The organism is Clostridium thailandense (assembly GCF_019207025.1).
Lineage (GTDB): Bacteria > Bacillota > Clostridia > Clostridiales > Clostridiaceae > Clostridium_AM > Clostridium_AM thailandense.
Genome location: NZ_JAEEGC010000161.1, coordinates 1 through 18,555, shown reverse-complemented (window position 1 = coordinate 18,555; position 18,555 = coordinate 1). Strand labels below are relative to the sequence as shown.

14 protein-coding genes and 2 pseudogenes are annotated in these 18,555 nt (G+C 29.3%); 5 read left to right on the top strand and 11 right to left on the bottom strand.

Going from position 1 to position 18,555, the window contains the following annotated elements; genetic code table 11:
- Window positions 1–151: 151 nt before the first annotated feature.
- A pseudogene (locus tag I6U48_RS25195) lies at window positions 152–643 on the bottom strand (CD3072 family TudS-related putative desulfidase); the annotation flags it as partial.
- 255 nt (window positions 644–898) lie between these two features.
- On the opposite strand from I6U48_RS25195, the gene I6U48_RS25190 reads away from it, so the two are divergent.
- Window positions 899–1,801, top strand: a complete 903-nt coding sequence (locus tag I6U48_RS25190; RefSeq protein WP_246615547.1) for a radical SAM protein — start codon at window positions 899–901, stop codon at window positions 1,799–1,801.
- Between the two features lie 11 nt (window positions 1,802–1,812).
- Window positions 1,813–3,060, top strand: a complete 1,248-nt coding sequence (locus tag I6U48_RS25185; protein WP_218323229.1) for a radical SAM protein — start codon at window positions 1,813–1,815, stop codon at window positions 3,058–3,060.
- Window positions 3,061–3,383: 323 nt separating this feature from the next.
- On the opposite strand, the gene I6U48_RS25180 is transcribed toward I6U48_RS25185, so the two are convergent.
- The 3 genes from I6U48_RS25180 to I6U48_RS25170 all read right to left on the bottom strand — a co-directional run bounded on the left by I6U48_RS25180 (window position 3,384) and on the right by I6U48_RS25170 (window position 7,486).
- Complete coding sequence (locus I6U48_RS25180; protein WP_218323228.1) at window positions 3,384–3,848, bottom strand: GreA/GreB family elongation factor; 465 nt, start codon at window positions 3,846–3,848, stop codon at window positions 3,384–3,386.
- A gap of 123 nt (window positions 3,849–3,971) precedes the next feature.
- Entirely contained in the window at window positions 3,972–5,276 is a 1,305-nt protein-coding gene (locus tag I6U48_RS25175) for an ATP-binding protein (protein WP_218323227.1), read from the bottom strand.
- A gap of 191 nt (window positions 5,277–5,467) precedes the next feature.
- The gene (locus tag I6U48_RS25170; protein ID WP_218323226.1) at window positions 5,468–7,486 is read right to left on the bottom strand and encodes a GmrSD restriction endonuclease domain-containing protein; all 2,019 of its coding nucleotides are present in this window, start codon (window positions 7,484–7,486) and stop codon (window positions 5,468–5,470) included.
- 175 nt (window positions 7,487–7,661) lie between these two features.
- Here I6U48_RS25170 and I6U48_RS25165 point away from each other — a divergent pair, with 175 nt between their 5' ends.
- The 3 genes from I6U48_RS25165 to I6U48_RS25155 all read left to right on the top strand — a co-directional run bounded on the left by I6U48_RS25165 (window position 7,662) and on the right by I6U48_RS25155 (window position 11,389).
- Window positions 7,662–8,726 carry a 4Fe-4S dicluster domain-containing protein gene (locus tag I6U48_RS25165; RefSeq protein WP_218323225.1) on the top strand — a complete coding sequence of 355 codons (1,065 nt, stop codon included), beginning with the start codon at window positions 7,662–7,664 and terminating at the stop codon, window positions 8,724–8,726.
- Window positions 8,727–8,887: 161 nt separating this feature from the next.
- The gene (locus I6U48_RS25160) at window positions 8,888–9,574 is read left to right on the top strand and encodes a hypothetical protein (RefSeq protein WP_312891139.1); all 687 of its coding nucleotides are present in this window, start codon (window positions 8,888–8,890) and stop codon (window positions 9,572–9,574) included.
- Window positions 9,575–9,616: 42 nt separating this feature from the next.
- Window positions 9,617–11,389, top strand: a complete 1,773-nt coding sequence (locus I6U48_RS25155) for a M3 family oligoendopeptidase (protein ID WP_218323224.1) — start codon at window positions 9,617–9,619, stop codon at window positions 11,387–11,389.
- Window positions 11,390–11,487: 98 nt separating this feature from the next.
- Here the strand turns inward: I6U48_RS25155 and I6U48_RS25150 are convergent, their stop codons facing one another.
- From I6U48_RS25150 to I6U48_RS25130, 7 genes and pseudogenes are all read right to left on the bottom strand, one after another.
- Window positions 11,488–12,192: a flavodoxin family protein gene (locus I6U48_RS25150; RefSeq protein WP_218323223.1), complete on the bottom strand. Its 705-nt coding sequence runs from the start codon at window positions 12,190–12,192 to the stop codon at window positions 11,488–11,490.
- A 21-nt stretch (window positions 12,193–12,213) separates the two neighbouring features.
- The gene (locus I6U48_RS25145; protein ID WP_218323222.1) at window positions 12,214–12,774 is read right to left on the bottom strand and encodes a PadR family transcriptional regulator; all 561 of its coding nucleotides are present in this window, start codon (window positions 12,772–12,774) and stop codon (window positions 12,214–12,216) included.
- A gap of 360 nt (window positions 12,775–13,134) precedes the next feature.
- A complete protein-coding gene (locus I6U48_RS30585; RefSeq protein ID WP_376774602.1) occupies window positions 13,135–13,392 on the bottom strand; it encodes a molybdopterin dinucleotide binding domain-containing protein in 258 nt (85 codons plus the stop codon).
- Window positions 13,393–13,722: 330 nt separating this feature from the next.
- Window positions 13,723–14,199, bottom strand: a pseudogene (locus I6U48_RS30580) (molybdopterin-dependent oxidoreductase); the annotation flags it as partial.
- A 12-nt stretch (window positions 14,200–14,211) separates the two neighbouring features.
- Window positions 14,212–15,072 carry a molybdopterin-dependent oxidoreductase gene (locus tag I6U48_RS30575; RefSeq protein WP_376774601.1) on the bottom strand — a complete coding sequence of 287 codons (861 nt, stop codon included), beginning with the start codon at window positions 15,070–15,072 and terminating at the stop codon, window positions 14,212–14,214.
- Between the two features lie 83 nt (window positions 15,073–15,155).
- Window positions 15,156–16,502, bottom strand: coding sequence for an alpha-amylase family glycosyl hydrolase (locus I6U48_RS25135; RefSeq protein ID WP_218323232.1), 1,347 nt, complete (start codon window positions 16,500–16,502; stop codon window positions 15,156–15,158).
- Between the two features lie 156 nt (window positions 16,503–16,658).
- Entirely contained in the window at window positions 16,659–18,359 is a 1,701-nt protein-coding gene (locus I6U48_RS25130) for a methyl-accepting chemotaxis protein (RefSeq protein WP_218323221.1), read from the bottom strand.
- Between the last annotated feature and the right edge of the window lie 196 nt (window positions 18,360–18,555).

The following is an 18,555-nucleotide window of genomic DNA, read 5'->3' as shown; positions in this document are numbered from 1 at the left end:
AAAGTAAGATTATCTTTCTTAATTTTATCCTTACAGTAAAGACTAAAAAAGAAAAAGGTTAATTGAATTCCTTTTTCTTTTTTAGTCTTTAATTATAGTATTAATTTCTTTCAAGCCATTTTCTTATCTATGAAATAGCATAAAAGCTCTATTAATTACCTTTTCCTTTTAGTAACTCTGTTATAGCCTCCATAGTTACAGCTTCACTTTCTTCATCCATATCTATAATATTTATTTTCATATTTTTTTCAATTAGCGTCTGCTCTATTTCTTCCATAAAAACGCCTAAATTATTTATAAGCCTTAAATCCTCTATCTTTTTATCAGTATTCTCTTTATCTATAAACTCTCCTCCCCATATAGATGAAGAGCATGTTAAATTATATCCGCAACTTGGGCTACCTTTTACAGCTATTAACGCTTCTATTTTATAGCCATTCTTAATATAGTCTTCTATCTGATCTAGTATAGGCTCAAATATACTTCTACAGTGTTTTCTATAATATGGGTTATCGAATTGTTCTCTAACATGTCCCCATCTTTTCAAGCCATAAATAGTAAGTTCAGGGCATGGAAGTTGAATTATTCCATAATTATTATCCATCAAATATTTTATTAATCTTTGAGATACATTCCCAAATTCACATGTTCCTTTAGTTGTTGCATATTTTTTTAGTTACTCAATAAAATTTTATGTATTAAAAAATGAGATCAATTAATTTGTTGCCGCTATTAATGCTTCTCTCCTATTGATTTTTTTCTATAACAACCTGTTAATCTATTTGACTAACTTTATAATATAGTGTAAAATTACACTGTATTATAACTAATTACCATGTTCTATATAAATACAATCATTCCATCTACCAAACAAGTTTTAATAGAGAAGGTGAAATATTTGAAAATAAAATCTATTATAAGTTTAGGCCTCTTTGGAATAAAAACTATTCTTTTTAAAATGAAAAAGCCAATCTTAGGTACCATAATTCTTACAGATTACTGCAATTTAAGCTGCAAGCATTGTGCTGTTAATAATATAAACAAAGTTATGTATCCTTATGATGCTATAGTAGAAGAAATTAACAAACTTTATAATGAAGATATCAGAATACTCTTTTTCTGTGGTGGTGAAACCTTAACCTGGAATGATGGCAACAAGACAATACACAATCTTATAAATAAAGCCAAAGAAATTGGATTTTTAATTGTTAATATTGTCACTAATGGTACTATAGATTTAGATGTACCTGAAGCTGATGTAATATTTCTAAGCCTCGATGGAACTAAAGAAAATCATGATTTAATAAGAGGTAATACTTTTGACACCATCTTAAATAATGTTTCGAAAGCCAATACTTCTAATATTTGCGTTTACATGGCTGTCAATAATATAAACTATAAGGATATAGAGCCCTTATGTAAATTGGTAAGTGGAACTCCAAATCTGAACTCAATATCCTTTAACTTTCACACTCCTTATAAGGGTACAGAATGGCTTTCTCTTACAAATGCTCAACAGATAGAAGCTGTAAATTCAATTAAAGCCATGATAAAGTCAGGCTATCCTATATTCAACCTTTACTCTACTCTAGATTATTATCTTCAAAATAATTGGAAAAAACCATGCTATCAATGCATAGTTTCTGAAAACAAGAAAAGATTTGTCTGCGGCAGGTGTATTGAAATTGATGGACTTTGTGAGAAATGTGGATATCTTTTCGCAGTTGAATTTTCTCTTCTTTGCAAAGGAAATATAAAAGTAATTTTTGATATGATACGTACTTACTTAAAATATGTGTAGGAGTGTTATTTATGATTACTGATTTTTTAAGATTGCTTTTCACACGATCTTTTAAACCATTTATTTTTACAAATGAAAATAATTACAATCTTAATATGGATGTTTCTGAACTTGGTATTTATGTCCATATTCCCTTTTGTACTACTCTTTGCCCTTTCTGTCCTTATAATAAGATAAAGTATGATAAAGCTTTAGCTTCTTTATATAAGAATGCTTTAATAAATGAAATCAATATGGTAGGAAGTTTAAATAAGAAAACAAATAAAATAACTAGTGTATATTTTGGCGGCGGTTCACCGGCACTTATGCTTAATGAACTTTCTGATATCTTGATTGCACTTAGAAATAATTTTAATATAAAATCTAATATAGGCATAGAACTTCATCCAAGAGATGTTAATGAGAAGACTCTTCTAAACTTAAAAAGTATTGGATTTGACATGGTCAGTATAGGTATTCAATCTTTTGAAGAGAAATGCTTAAAGGTTTTAGGTAGAGAATATATTAAAGGAGCTGAGAAAGTGAAAATGGCAGCAGCCGCTGGATTTACTACCATTGATGTTGATCTTATTTTTGGTATGGAGGGACAAACCCAAAAGGATTTAGAAAGTGATTTTATTATAGCCTTTGACTCAGGGGCAACTCAAGTTTCAACTTATCCTTTCATTGATTTTTCTTATGCCAATAATAAGAGTAAACCTTTAGGGAAAAAAGATAAAAAGAAGCTTCTTGAATATCTTGAAATAGTAAGTGATAAGCTTCAATGCAATAGAACTGCGGTATGGACTTTTGGAAAGAAGGATGTTCCAAAATATTCTTCTGTTACAAGAGACAATTTTATAGGTTTTGGTGCAAGTGCTACCACTCTTCTAAAGGATGTATTTAAAATCAATACTTTTTCAGTAGTAGAATATATAAAGGCTGTAAACAACGAAATTCTTCCAACTGCTCTTACTCTAAATTTCACAAAAAGAACTCGTGCGCTTTATTGGCTATTTTGGAATTCCTATACCTTAAAAATCAGCAATAAAAACTTTAAAAAGCTTTTTAATAATGATTTAGAGCATATGTTTAAATATGAATTGAAATTAGGAATGCTTATGGGGCTTATATGTAAAACGGAGGACGGTTACGAATTAACTGAAAAGGGAACTTATAAATATCATTTAGTTGAACAAGCCTATACTCATCAATACATAGATAAAACTTGGAGAATAGCAAGACAGGAAGCATGGCCAGAGAAAATAAGATTATATTAAAAAATAGGTCTTTTACACTTATGGACTTCCACGGCTGGAAGTAGACTTATAAAAAATATTTATCGGTAACAGTTAACTCAAGTTAAATATTTTCTAGAGGACAGAGGACAGTGAAGGAGGATTTTTCTCCATTGCACTACGAAAAATCTTTAATTTAAAAGAAACTCCTGCACTGTCCTATGTCCTCTGTCAATTGGCCTCTAAAAATATATTTATATCTTCCAAATATAACCAATATTTCTCGTAATATAAGTTAAGTGTCTGGTGTGGGCATCTATATAGTGCAATATCCTAATTACGCCAAAAATTTTTTGAAAATTTGATTATAATATTTCTAATATTTCAACTGTATATTTTTCACTTGGAGCCTCGACCTCAACTATATCTCCAACTTTTTTGCCAACTAATGCTTTTCCTAAATCTGATTCTATACTTATGAGCATATTTTCTGGGTCTGCATCCAAAGTAGTTACTAATGATACAACTGTTTCAAATTCATCTTCTATGAATTTCATTTTAAAGTTACTATTAATGCCTATTGATGATTTGTCTTGATTTTTAACATCTATTACAGTTGCAGTTGAAATCATAGTTAATAAATATTGAATTCTATTATCATTTTCTCTATAGTTTGCACAGGCTTCTTTATATTCTGCATTTTCCGACCTATCGCCATGTGCAGCAGCAACTAATTTTTCTTTTGCTATTTCAGCTCTTTTCACAGTCATTCTATATTCTAATTCCTCTTTTAACTTATTGATATTTTCTTCTGTCAGTATATTCTTCATATAAGGATAGCCCTCCCTGAGATATATTATGTTACTATTATATCTTATATAGGAAAAAATACAAATTAACTTATTCAGTAACTTTTATAATTTAATGACTTAATTATAGAAACAGCCATTCTACTAAATAGTTGCTGAAATATAATTAATAAACTGCTGCGCTGTTCTGCCTGAAATTCCTCCATGAGATAATTCCCATTTGTTAGCTTCAGCATACAACTCTTCCTCTGAAATATCTAAATTCATCTTCCTAGCAAGTTCTACAACAATATTATTAAATTCTTTTCGTGAAGGCTTAGAATAATTAATTGTCACACCAAATCTATTAACTAATGAAAGTTTTTCTTCAATAGTATCAGAACGATGTATTTCTTCGGAATGTTCCATATCTGAGCGATCTTTCCAGGTTTCTTTAATCAGATGCCTTCTATTTGAAGTAGCATAAATTAAAACATTTTCTGGCTTTGTCTCAACTCCGCCTTCAATTACAGCCTTCAAAAATTTGTATTCAATTTCAAATTCTTCAAAGGATAAATCATCCATATAAATAATAAAACGATAATTTCTGTTTTTAATTTGCGAAATCACAGTGGATAAATCCTTGAATTGATGCTTATAGATCTCAATCATTCTGAGCCCTTTATCGTAATATTCATTTACAATAGCCTTAATACTAGTAGATTTGCCAGTTCCGCTATCTCCAAACAACAACACATTATTAGCTTTGCGTCCCTGAATAAAGGCTTCTGTATTATCTGTAAGCTTCTTCTTTTGTATCTCATAGCCAATCAAATCGTCAAGCATAACTTTGTCCATGTTATTAATTGGACAAAATTCTACACTGCCATCCACATGATTTGATATTCTAAATGCCTTATTGAGACCAAACATTCCTACGCCATATGCATTATAAAAATCTGTAACATATTCAAAAAAGTCATTTTCATCCTTTGCATTTTCTAATTGCTTGCTTAAAGCCTGTACCTTTTCACTTACATTCTTGTTATACATCAATTCTTTTTTTTCAATGGCTTTATAATCAGAAATCATTGAAAAACAATCAATTCCAAGTTTTGTTTCAATTGGACTGAAATCAAAATCAAACAAATTTTTAAATGCTTTGAAATCATTTTTCGCAAAAACATTAACACTTCCATCATTAGCGCCAACCTTCTCACATGTGATACTAAATGGATTCTCATTTGTAATAAGAAGAAAAGTCAAATAATTATGCCATAGATTCTTATTAAATCCATAAACTGTAGCAGTTTCAAGAAGCCTCTTAATTTGCTTATAGCAATCCTTAATAATTACATCATTGGTAACGTCTTTATTTTCAAGCTTTCTAAAAATTTCACCCATTTGATATAAAATACTGTCCTCTTTCAAATCTCCGTATATAATTAGCTTTGCAATCTCTCGGTACATTTCACAACTTCCTTTCCATTAGCTCTTCTAATAAGCCCAAAATTCTTCTTTTAAGAAGTATACTATTAAATATAACGAGATTCAACCCCTATATTTCATTGAGAGTTTCAATAGCGTAAGTATGGGTATCTCTATATATATCATTAGATAAAACTTGTCAGTCAACTAAATAGTGATTGCTAGATATCTTATCAATATCTTAAATCTTTAATAGCTTTCTCTTCATCTTCATCTTTATACCTCCAAAATGTCCAACCATTTGTAGCTGTATCTTTCCCTGATATTTTTTTCTTTGCCTCAACTGCTGCTGTAGATACGGACTTATATTTAATTCCATCTAAAAATACTTCTTGTGTTTCTCTATTAAATTTTGCATTAATAACTTTTTTATTATATTTAGCAAATATGTCTATATTATTGCCAATTGATTTCTTTTTTTCTTTATAATATGTTTCTTTAATTTCATCTTTTCGATCTATAATATATTCTTTGATACATTGAAAAATTTTTTTAGCTCTATCCTCAATAAATACTGAAAAAAATTCGTTATATACACCATCCATAATTTCAATCGGTATCAGATGTTTTTCTAATGATTCCTTTAATTTATCATTCTTAGAATATAGTTGATTTAGGTATTTATCCGGAGCATTTCTGCCTATTTTAATATTTGTGATTTTAGGAATTAAAGTTCTGTTAACCACGCAGTCTATATATGCGAGTTCTTCATCTTCTGAGACATAATCCTGTAAATAAGCTTTCGGAAATATGTGGTGGTCATCAACTTTTTCATTAAAGGATACTTTAGAATTACTTTTCCAATCTGTTAATCCTCCGGAAACATAATTTATAAAAGTTAATATTCCTTTATATACAGCACTACCTCTTTTAGTAAAACTATACAAATCTTCTGGTTGATCTATTACTATCTTAAAATCTTTAAAATAGCCTTCATTAGATATTTTTTCTTCCTTAGCTATAAGAATTAACATCTTACTATCAGAAATAATCATTTCATTAGTAGCCCCACCGGTATATCTTTGAGCAAATATTGAACCCCAATACCAATACCTAACAAACTCTAATTGATATTCATTCATTTGATTAAATAATTTGTTAGGTAAATTATCTAGAAACATCATCAATGGAATCAGCATATTGCTATGAGGTATCCAATCTTGTGTCATAATAAAATTATTTTTATACAAAAAATCTAATGTATTTATATATAAATTACATACGTTATTCCAGTGCAAATTGAAGTGTTCACAAGTTAAAGTTGATAATATATATCCCTTATCCACATTTTTTCCTTCGCTTACAATAAAAGCAATAATTCTAACTAGTATTTCCCTTTCAATATTGTATCCTGTTACATTTTTAAATTCCTCTAATTTTGTTCTTAGTCTAAAACCACTATTTAATTTAGCTACTAAAATATCAATAAAATCTAATCTAACACCCAAGCTATTACTTCTTTCAAAAAATAAAGCGAATTTTTCTGAACTCATATCTAAAAGGAAGTATGACAGCATTTTTTCCGCTTTAAAAAGATCCTGCAATTTACTAACTACAATCAGAAATCTTTCAAAATAATAGTCTATATTTTCCACATCTAACTGTTTTACAAAATCAAGATTATTAAAATATTTTTCTTGCAATGGTTTTTCTCTCATTTTATTCTCAATCATTTCAAATGCATCTCCAATATTTATAGATAATCTTGAATCATATTGTTTTCCAGAAAAGCCATGCATTATTTCCTCTAATGTCATCTCATTAAAATCTTTATCCTCATCAAATTCATAGTCATCTTTTAATATTAACCATACATTATCAATTTTTTTCAATGCTCTATAAATAGATGTAATTCTTTGCTGACCATCTAATACTGCCCTAAAATTACCCACTTTAACTTTTTCATTTATCTGTTCTTTGGTAAAAAATAATGGTTTTAAAGATTCCCGTTTTTTCCCTTTGGCTTTTCTTGGTCTAGTGTCTATTTCTCTAACAGATATCTCAAAGGAAGGTATTCCATAAATAATCGATCCTATAAATATATCCCTTACTAATGAATCAAATAATTCATAAGTTTTACTTTCATCCCATACAAAATCTCTTTGGAAATCTGGCAGCACTATATGCATCCTATCTATTTCTTTTACTATGTCCTGTATTGATTCTGTGTTTTGCCTATTATTTTCATTCATTTTTATATCTCCCAATTTATTTTACATATATATAATTTCTACAAATTAGTTCAATTTCCTCCATACACAGCTAAATTCACCTATTCTCTAACAAAAAAACGAAACATATAGCTCCTACACTATTTTAATAGTATACTAAAGACATCAATCTAATTATTCTAGGAGGTACACAACAATGAAAAGAGTCGATGAAAGAGATGTAATGTTTTCTAGAGCAAATTACCAAAAAGGTACTGATGTTTATGAAGATTACTATAAAAGAAATCCTGATAAAAAAGCTATTGATGACAGCATAAGGACTAGACCCCATCTTTGTGATGAAGACACTATGACTTACAGTGAATTAAACTCGCCTATGGCCAGTTCTGCCTTTGAATTTTTAGGTGATATAAGACATTTATGTGAAGGTAAGGTTAGTCCAGTAAAAGTTCAGGGAAATAAAAAAATTATAACTAGAAGAATAAAGGGTTTTGCTAAACATTATGGAGCAAAGCTAGTGGGAATTACAGAACTTAAAGATTATCATTTTTACACTCATAGAGGTAGACATACAGAGGATTATGGAAAAGAAGTCAAATGTGATCATAGATATGGTATAGTTTTTGCAGTTGAAATGGATAAAGATATGATAAATAGAGGTCCTATGATTGCTGAAGTTATAGAAACTTCTAAATGCTATGTGGATGCAGCTGTAATTGGTATGGTTCTTAGCTACTACATAAGAAATCTAGGTTATGAAGCCAGAAATCATATGGATGCAAACTATTTGCTTATGCCTGTTTTGGTAGCCAGAGATGCTGGACTTGGAGAATTAGGAAGAAACAATTTACTTACAAATAAAAAATTTGGTTCTAGAATTAGATTAGGAGTTGTAACTACAGATTTGGAGCTTGAAATAGATGAACCTGTATCTTTTGGTCTTGAAGATTTCTGTGAGCAGTGCAAAAACTGTTCCTTTATATGTCCTTCTCAATCCATATCAAATGAAACTGAAAAATACTCCAATGATAACTTAAATTGGACAATAAATCAGGAAACTTGCTACATTAAATGGACCTATACCGGAACTGACTGTGGCATGTGTATATCAAGCTGTCCTTTCAGTCAAAACATGGAGGCTATGAAAGATATAGATACTTTTAAAGACAATCCTAAACTTATAGCAAGTGTTCTTGGTGAATTCAGAAAAAAATATGGCAAAAAACCTTTCGTACCTGGAAATCCTGATTGGCTTCGCTAGAGTGCTTTCTGACACCTAATTTATATGTACAGATATGAGAATTGATGCATCATTAGTTCTCATATAGCTTATTTATTTGTAGAATTTCTAAAATCTCTTATCTCTATGTGTTATAATAAAAAATGCTGGTAAAAATCATATAGACATAGCATAAGAAAGAGGTGTTTATTATAAAAAATAAATATAAACTAAAAACTAATGAATATGAAGTAAAAGGAGATGTTACCTATATAAAATTAATGAAAAAAGATGGTACTTATATTGATACTAAGATTGATACTAAAGATTTAGAAATGGTATTAAACAAAGGAACTTGGTTTGCAGAATGGCATAAAGATTTTAATAGCTATTTGGCACAACATATAGATAATTCTTCAAGCAAAAAATTTAAAGAAAAACAAACTTTGCATTCCTTTATTTTAAATACTCATACTAAAACTCCTATTAGACATATTAATGGAGATACTCTGGATAACAGAAGATGTAATATAGAAATATATAATCAAAATACAGTAGCTAACGATTATGAAGTTATAGATTCAGAGACAGCTGCTATTATACTTAAAGATAAATATGGCATAGAAAAAGAAAAAACACTGATCGATAAAGAAGATTTAGATAAAGTAATAAATAGTGGTTATTCTTGGGTTTATTATTTGAAGCATAGAGAAAATTATGCTATAGCAAATTCACCTAAAGGTAGAATTTATTTAGAAAGCTTTTTAATGAATCCATCTGAGAACATGGTTATAAAACATATAAATCATAATACATTAGATAACAGAAAATCTAATTTAAATAATGTACTATTAGTTGAAGAATCTGAAGACCAAGGCTTCGAAGAGTAAAAGTGTAAAATAAATTCAATTATTCCAAAAGGAGGTGTATATATGAGTTTAAACTGGAGTTTAAAGGAGCTCTATGAATCCTTCGGAAGTGAAGATTTTAAGAAAGATTTAAACGCATGTGTTAACTATATTGAAGGTTTTAAGGGATGGGTAGATGAAACTACAGAAAATTACGATAACCTTATACCAAAGCTAGAGGAATATATAAATAAGATAATTTATCAAGAAAAATTATTTAGTAAATTATTCGCATTTTGTGAACTAACTTTAAGTGTTGAAACTACCAATAAAGAAGCTCTAAAAAATTTGGAAAATCTAGAACAAAAAGCTTCTTCCTTAGCTGAAGGAGAAAGCAAAATAAAGAATTGGATCGGAAAGATTGAAGGTCTAGATGCTATTTTAGAACAATCGAATTTACTACAAGAACATAGCTTCTACTTAAAAGAAATAAAAAACAATAATAAATATATTTTAAGTGACAAAGAAGAAGTAATTATAGCAAAAATGAAAAATACAGGCTCCAGTTCATGGGCAAAACTGAGAGATTTATTAACCTCATCATTAAAGATAGATATAGAGCTAAATGGTGAAAATAAACAACTTCCTCTTACTGTTATAAGAAATATGGCTTATGATAAAGATGAACATATCAGAAAAAAAGCTTATGAAGCGGAAATTAATTCCTATAAAAAAATAGAAGATGCTGTAGCTGCATGTTTAAATGGAATAAAAGGCGAAGTTATAACTATATGTAAAATGAGAGGATATAGGTCTCCTTTAGAACAATCTTTACTAAACTCAAGGATGAATAAAGAAACACTGGATGCTATGTTTTCTGCCATGAAAGAAAGCTTTCCTAGTTTCAGAAAATACTTTAAGAGAAAAGGAGAGCTTCTTCAAAAAGAAAATGGGATGGCTTTTTATGATCTCTTTGCTCCAATAGGTAGTGCTAATATGGAATTTCCTTATGAAAAAGGAAAAAATTTTGTATATGAAAACTTTAAAACCTTTAGCAACAGTTTAGCAGATTATGCTAGGAAAGCTTTTGACAACAGTTGGGTCGATGTAAAACCTAGAGAAGGTAAAGTTGGAGGAGCTTTCTGCGACAATATTCATGCTATAGGTGAAAGTAGGTTTATGCTTAATTATGGAGATAAGTTCGGTGATGTAATTACACTTGCTCATGAGCTCGGTCACGGATATCATGGTCAATGCTTAACTAATGAAAGCATACTAAATAGTGATTATCCAATGCCTATAGCGGAAACAGCTTCAACTTTTTGTGAAACTATAGTAAAGAAAGCAGCTATAAAATCTGCTTCAAAAGAAGAAGCCTTTTCAATATTAGAAAGTGAAATTAGTGATTGTGCTCAAGTAATAATTGATATATACAGTCGATTCTTCTTTGAAAATGAGTTATTTAAAAATAGGGAGAACTCCTCTCTATCTGTAGAAGAATTAAACAACTTAATGATAACTGCCCAAAAAGAATCTTATGGTGATGCGCTGGACGAAAGATATCTTCATCCTTATATGTGGATATGCAAACCTCATTACTATGATAGTGAATATAATTTTTATAACTTCCCTTATGCCTTTGGTTTACTATTTGCTAAAGGATTATATGCAAAATATCTAAAGATAGGAAAAGATTTTGCAAAGGATTATGATAGACTTTTGAGCTTAACAGGTAAAATGAACCTTTACGATGTTGCTAAGCTTATGAATATAGATATTCATGATATAGAATTTTGGAGAAGCTCACTTAAAATTGTTGAAGAAGATATTGATAGATTTATTGAATTAAGTAAATAAACATAAAGGGGTTTGTCACCTATATAGACATCCACGGCCGACACTTAACGTTCGGCCGTGAATGTCTATAAGTACGATAAGCCCCTTTATTAGTTATTCTATCTTTCCCAACTACTATTTGCTATTTTTATATACATTTCTGGATCAACGCGTTCTTTATCAATTACAGCTTGAGTTTCAGCTTTTATGTGTCCCTCTTCAACTATTTCTTTTCCTGCACTTTCCAAGGCTAAAAAGAAATCTGTATATAATTTTTTAAAATTTTCATCACTCTCAATAGCTTTAAGTGGTCCACCTTGCGAACATAAAATAGCGCCTGCTAAATTTCCTTTTGTCATAACCTTAAAGGTTTCAATTAGTCCAGAAAAATTATATGTTCCAGGAAATCCACAATTTGAAATTAAAACAGTTTTGGTTGGTTTCTCACTTTTAAAACGTCTAGGATGTGAGTAATTATCACCAACTTTAAGTATCTCCTTATTGTTCAATGGAAGCATACGATCCATGAAGTCTTTCATAATACCTGTAACTGTATAATAATACAGTGGAGTAGCATAAACCATTACATCTGCTTCTAAAATTTTATTTAATAATTCTTTCATATCATCTTTATGAACACACTTCCCTGGGGTTGTTGTCCAACAAGTAAAACACCCAAGACAATGATTTATATCCTTGTCCTTGAGATAAATAGTTTCTACTTCCGCACCAGCACCCATGCAGCCCTTAAGAAATGGTTTTAAAATAACCTCTGTATTTCCATTTTTTCCTCTTGGACTTCCATTTAAAGCTAAAATTTTCATTTATATTCCCCCTCATATTTTTTATAAATCTTTTATTATTTCTAACGATTTTATTGTTTCTTGACACCATTTTATTTTTGATTCCTCATCATATCTACCATAGGTAAGAGTACTAAGCCATAATACTAAATTTTTTTTACCTATACTTTCTTCCTTAGCCTTAAGAAATTTCTCAACCTTTAGATACTCTTCAAGATTTTTTTCACATTGTTCTTTTTCTCTCTGAACTTTCTCAATTATATTATTAATGTCTATATCCCGGGAAAAAAATATTTTAAGAAGAAATTCAGATCTAACAGGACCATGCTCTACGGGAAGCATAAGCCATTCTTTCAACTCTTCTCTTCCCTTATCCGTAATGGAATATACATTTTTCACTGGTCTGCCTTCCTCTTGCTCTGTTTTTTTTGTTATTAGCTCTTCGCTCTCCATCTTCTTTAAAACTGGATATATATGTCCATAATTTTCATTCCAAAAATAGGCTATAGATGAATCGCACATTTTTTTAATGTCATATCCTGAACCTGACATTTGGCTCAAAACTCCTAAAATAGCATATTTAGTTTTATTTACTTTTGCCAATTACTTAACCTCCTTAGTATATCAGAGTGATATATTATAATTTAATTATATCATTCTGATATATGTTGTCAATATTTATTAGTATGTTTTTTATATGTAAATTATGATTTTTGGGTTTACTTTATATGTTTAATTAACATAATATATTAAATGTTAACTAATAACCTTGAAATATTTATAGTATTCTATAGATAGATTTAACATACACTTAACTTACTTGAAGAACTATCTTGACATTTTTGAATGCACATTTAAAACTTTTGATACAAGTTCTAGCTTTTTCAAAAATATGAGCTTTAGATTTGTCAAAAGTATTTAAAGCAACTTTAATAAAATAAAGAAGAAAAGGAGATTAATCCCTTACTTCTTTATTTCCACAAAAGTATCATTGTAAGCTACTTGCCCACCCATATCAGATACATTATTTTCAATTAAAAAATTCGGGTTTGAACTTTTTTCCCACCAGCCTACCTCCATATGAATGTAACTATCCAAAACCCTGTTAGTTATAATTATCTTTACATTTATTTCTCCACAACCAGACCTCAATGTAATAACCTGGCCATCTTGTAAGTTATATTTTTTAGAAATATTTTCACTTATATATGCTATAGACATTGTATCTACATCTTTAAAGCTTTGAGACATCAGCGATTTTTTAGGATGTGTAGTTAAAAGTCTAAGCTTAGAATTTTTTTCATTAACATAAATCGGTATTGGGCTTATACCATCATTTTTTGCACTTTCAGAGTATATCTCTATTTTTCCTGACGGTGTATTGAACGCCAAATCCTTCCATGCAACATCTTCTTCCTGTATAGTAATGTAACTATCTTTTATTTTTTCAAAAGTTATTCCCTTCTTTTCCAAAGGTTTTATAATTTTTAATAAATAATCTTTCTTAGATATACATGGATAATATTTCATTTCCATTTTTTTCGCAAGCTCCATAAAAAAATAATATTCATCCATTAAGGTATGCTTTGGTTCTACACATTTTTCATTATATATTATATAAGGATTACTCATAGAAGAATATAGCAAATCCTCACTTTCAAAAGTATTTGTACATGGAATAATCAGATCACAATGTTTAGCAGTATCCGTTAAGAACATATCTATGCACACTTTAAATTCTATATTTTTAAAGGCCTTTACAAATTCATTTAAGTTAGGCCATTGATTAAGAGGATTGGCTTTGCTTATAAATATAGCTTTTAGATTATCTTTTGCATAACTAGGAAACTTATTTAAAGCAAACTCTCTTTCATTTAAAGCATGTTTGTAACTATTATATGGGTCTAAATTTAACACATCAGGATATACCCTGTTAGAATAATTTACTCCTCCTCCTTTTTTTCCTATACTTCCTGTTATAGCCGAAAGGGCATCTATAGCTCTTACTGCATTTCCTCCATTTTTGTACCTCTGAACCCCTTATCCTATATATATAGTGCTATATTTTTCTTTGGCATAAAGATAAGCTATATCTTTTACCGTGTTCATGTCAACTCCACATTCAGTACATAAATAGCTCATATCTAAAGTATCTAAATAATTTTTATATTCTTCAAAGCCTACTACATTATCTTTTATAAATTTCGTATCATGTAAATTATCATCTATTATTACTTTTGCTATTGCCATAGCAAGTGCAGCATCTGTAGATGGATTTATTTTTATATGAATGTCTGCAATACTGGAAGTATTAGTGTAAATAGGATCTATAACTATTACTTTTGAACCCTTCTCCTTAGCTTTTTTAACCATATTAAATAAATGTATATGAGAGTTCGCTGGATTTTTACTCCAAAGTATTATATTTTTTGCATACAGAACATCATCAATAAAATTAGATTTATTACATCCAAAATCATATTTCTGAGCTTTAATGCCAGCATTCCAGCAAGTTCCCCCATTTGCTCTAGTTATACCACCATAAAAGTTAAAAAATATGTCTTCTATACCTTTTAGTATAGATCCAGAACCTGATTCGCTATAATGCATTATAACATTTGATGAGTAATTTTCCTTATAATATTTTAATTTATTTGCAATTATATCTATAGCTTCTTCAAAGCTTATACTTATCCACTTTTCACCTTGTCTTTTTAATGGATAATAAAGCCTGTCTTTATCATTTAATCTTTTAAAATGATTTTTCCCTTTTTCACACATTATTCCCTTTGTATAGGGATGGTTTTTGTCTGCCTCTATCTTAATAATCTTATTATTTTCAACTTCTACATTTAATTTACAACAACCAAAACAATCAAGAGTACATCCATGACTTTTCATAACTTATAACACCTCTTCTACAACTTTTAATAATTATTATAACATATGCAATAAAAATTCTTTATATAAAACTCACTAAATAACTACATCATTATTTTTGAACTGAAAGGTTTTAAAATCAAATTAATTTTTCCATTTGATATCTGATATTTCTCCTTATTTAATAAATTAGTTATATATTTTGCTTGTGAAGGAATGCTAATCTCAACAATACTTTGTTTATCTGATAGATTTAAAGCCACTATAACTGTTTCATCATCTAAAGTCCTGCTAAATACAAATTGTTCATTTCTTACTAGAATCTGCTTATAGTTACCTTTCTTTAAAGCCTTAGAGTTTTTTCTTATTTCAGTAAGCTTACATATTAATTCTAAAATCTCTTTGTTAGGATCATAGTTTACCATAATATTTAGATTCAGCTCTGGTCTTAAAGAATAGTCAGATGATTTTTCCTTTTCTCCAGTAATTCCCCATTCACTTCCATAATATATAGATGGAACTCCTGGCATTGTAAAAAGTAAAGTATATACATTATAAATATATTGTGGCTTTTTTAATATGCTAGCTATTCTGCTTACATCATGATTATCAACAAAATTATAAAGATATATATTCTTATATATGCCATAATCTCCAAACTGCCTATTTAAAGAATATGCTATTTCAAAATAATTTTTATCATTGTGGCTTGAATAAATACCCTTGTAACACTCATAATTAGTTATCGAGTCCAACATATTTTCATTAGCCCATCTGTTATAATCGCCATGAATTACTTCCCCCATTAACCAAAAATCAGGTTTCTTATTTTTGCAGAAGGCTGATAATTCTCTTAAAAATTCAAAATCAATGCAATTAGCTGCGTCAAGTCTTAGTCCATCTACATCAAAATTTTCAATCCAAAATTCTACCGCTTTAAATATATGATTCTTAACTTCAGGATCCTTAAGATTTAATTTCACCAAATTATAATGGCCTTCCCAACTGTCATAACTAAAGTCATCTCCATAAGGACTCCGTGCATTAAAATTTATATTTGAAAACCAGCTACAATACTTCGAACTTCTTCCATTTTCAAGGACATCCTTAAATGCCCAAAATCCTCTGCCTACATGATTAAAAACCCCATCCAGCACTATTTTAACTCCACTTTCATGTAAACTCTTACAAATTCTTTTTAAGTCATCATTACTACCAAGTCGTCTATCTACTTTATAATAGTCTCTTGTATCATATCCATGAGTATCTGATTCAAAAAGTGGTCCTAAATATAGTGCATTTACTCCAATACACCTCATATGTGGAATCCATTCTTCTATTTTTTTTAATCTATCTACTTTTTCATGTTCTAATTTGTTTTCATGTGGAGCCCCTGAAAAACCTAATGGATAAATGTGATAAAAAACTGAATCCTCTATCCACGACATAATAATAACTCCTCCTAGCATAGTTTTTAATGAATATTAATAAAATAATTTGGATTTTCTATTATTATACTATGATACTATTGTGAATGTTTCTCTGCAATAAAATTAAAAGGCGGTTCATTACAAACTACCTTTTAAGAACTTATCTTTGCTATGAATTTATACCCTAAATCCAGAAACTAATTCTTTTAACTGTCTTGACATGTCTGACAAGCTCTCTGTGGTCTTTTCAATTTCATTCATAACACCTAGCTGTTCTTCAATACTTGAACTTATATTTTCAGTTCCAACAGCTATTTCTCCTGAATTTACTGCTATAGCATTTATGGCTCTTTCCATCTCATTTGTACCTTTAGCTTGAGTTTCAGTAGATCTATCAATTTCCTCTATCTCACTTACAATTTCTTGTGTATTTTCAATAATACTTTGTATAATTTGTCCAACTTCTGAAGCCTTGTTAACTCCAAGGGATACTTTTTCCTCAACTTGATTAACTGAGTTTACAGCTGAAGCAGATTTTAATTGATTTTCTTTTATTAGTTCAGATATTTGCTCAGCTGCAGAATTGCTCTCATCAGCAAGCTTTCTGATTTCATCGGCAACTACAGTAAAACCTCTGCCAGCTTCTCCGGCACGTGCTGCTTCTATTGCTGCATTTAGTGCTAGCATGTTAGTTTGTGCTGATATACCAGTTATAATTTGAATAATGTCTCCGATTTTCTTTGAAGAGAGATCCAATTCATTTATCATAAGAGACACCTGTTTAGAGGAATCTGCTATATCTGTTATAGATGAAACAATTTCAGATATCTTAACCGATCCATCTTCCGCCGATTCTTGTGCTTTTTTGCTATTGCTTGTAGTCTTTTTAGTTGCTACGGAGGTCGCTTCAGTAAATCTTGCTACTTCTGCAAGGTGTGCTGAAGTTTCTTCAGCAACAGCAGCTCCATCCGAAGTACTAGATGTTATTTCTTCAACAGTTCCTGATATAGTATCAAGGGACTGCGCAGTAGTTTTTGTTGCCATAGTTAATTCTTCACTTGAGACAGAAATAATATTAGCAGCACTATATATCTCTTTAATAATTGCATGTAATTTATCAATAAACAAATCAAAACTTGAACTAAGCTCTCCTATTTCATCTTTGCTTTTATATCCTATTCTTTGGGTTAAGTCACCACCGTTATTAGAAATCTCCTTTAATCTTTCGGTGACTCTCTTAACTGGATCAACAGTTTCTTTAATTATAACTATAGATAAAAGTGCTATTATGATTAAGGATATCACTACAAGTGATATTATTATAATTAATGTATTTCCAAAAATTTTTTTACTTTGTTCGTAAATGGAGTTTGCTGATGTAATATGTTTATTAATTATTTCATCAAAAGATGTCACAAGAGTAATCTTTGTTTTATCAAGGTTAATTGCTTCAGTAGGTGGCCCCTGAGTTTTATTTTGGCCAATCTCAGCTACTTTTATAAAAGCTTCTTCAGCTGATATAAATTTATTATAGTTATTAATTATAGTTTTATAATCACTATCACTCTTATATTTTTCTATGACTTTATTTATAGATGTTATGCGAGTATTAAGATCATCTTTTACAGTTTTTCTTGTGCTATCATCAGTTGCATCCATTAATGCATTAGATCTAGTTCTAATGTATTCAATATTAGATTTTATTGTTTCTAATTCTACAATTGGAGTCAATTTTGATTCACTTAATATTTTAATTCCAACATTAACTCTGGATACTTGCATTACCGAGGCAACACCTATTATCAAAAGAAAAATAAAGGAACTAACCGAAAGTATACTAATTTTATGTATGAGTTTTAAATTTTTAAAAAAATTCATATTATTCCCTCCTATTTTGCATTTACATTAGTTTGTTGAAATTTTGTTTAAACACTCATAATTTGTATAATATTCATTTATTTATATTACATATTATATATTTCTAGTGTTACAACTTAGTTACAATTTAGATTTAATTCTGTTACAATTTTGGCTTAACTTCCATTGTTTATAAAATTTCAATATAAAAATGCCA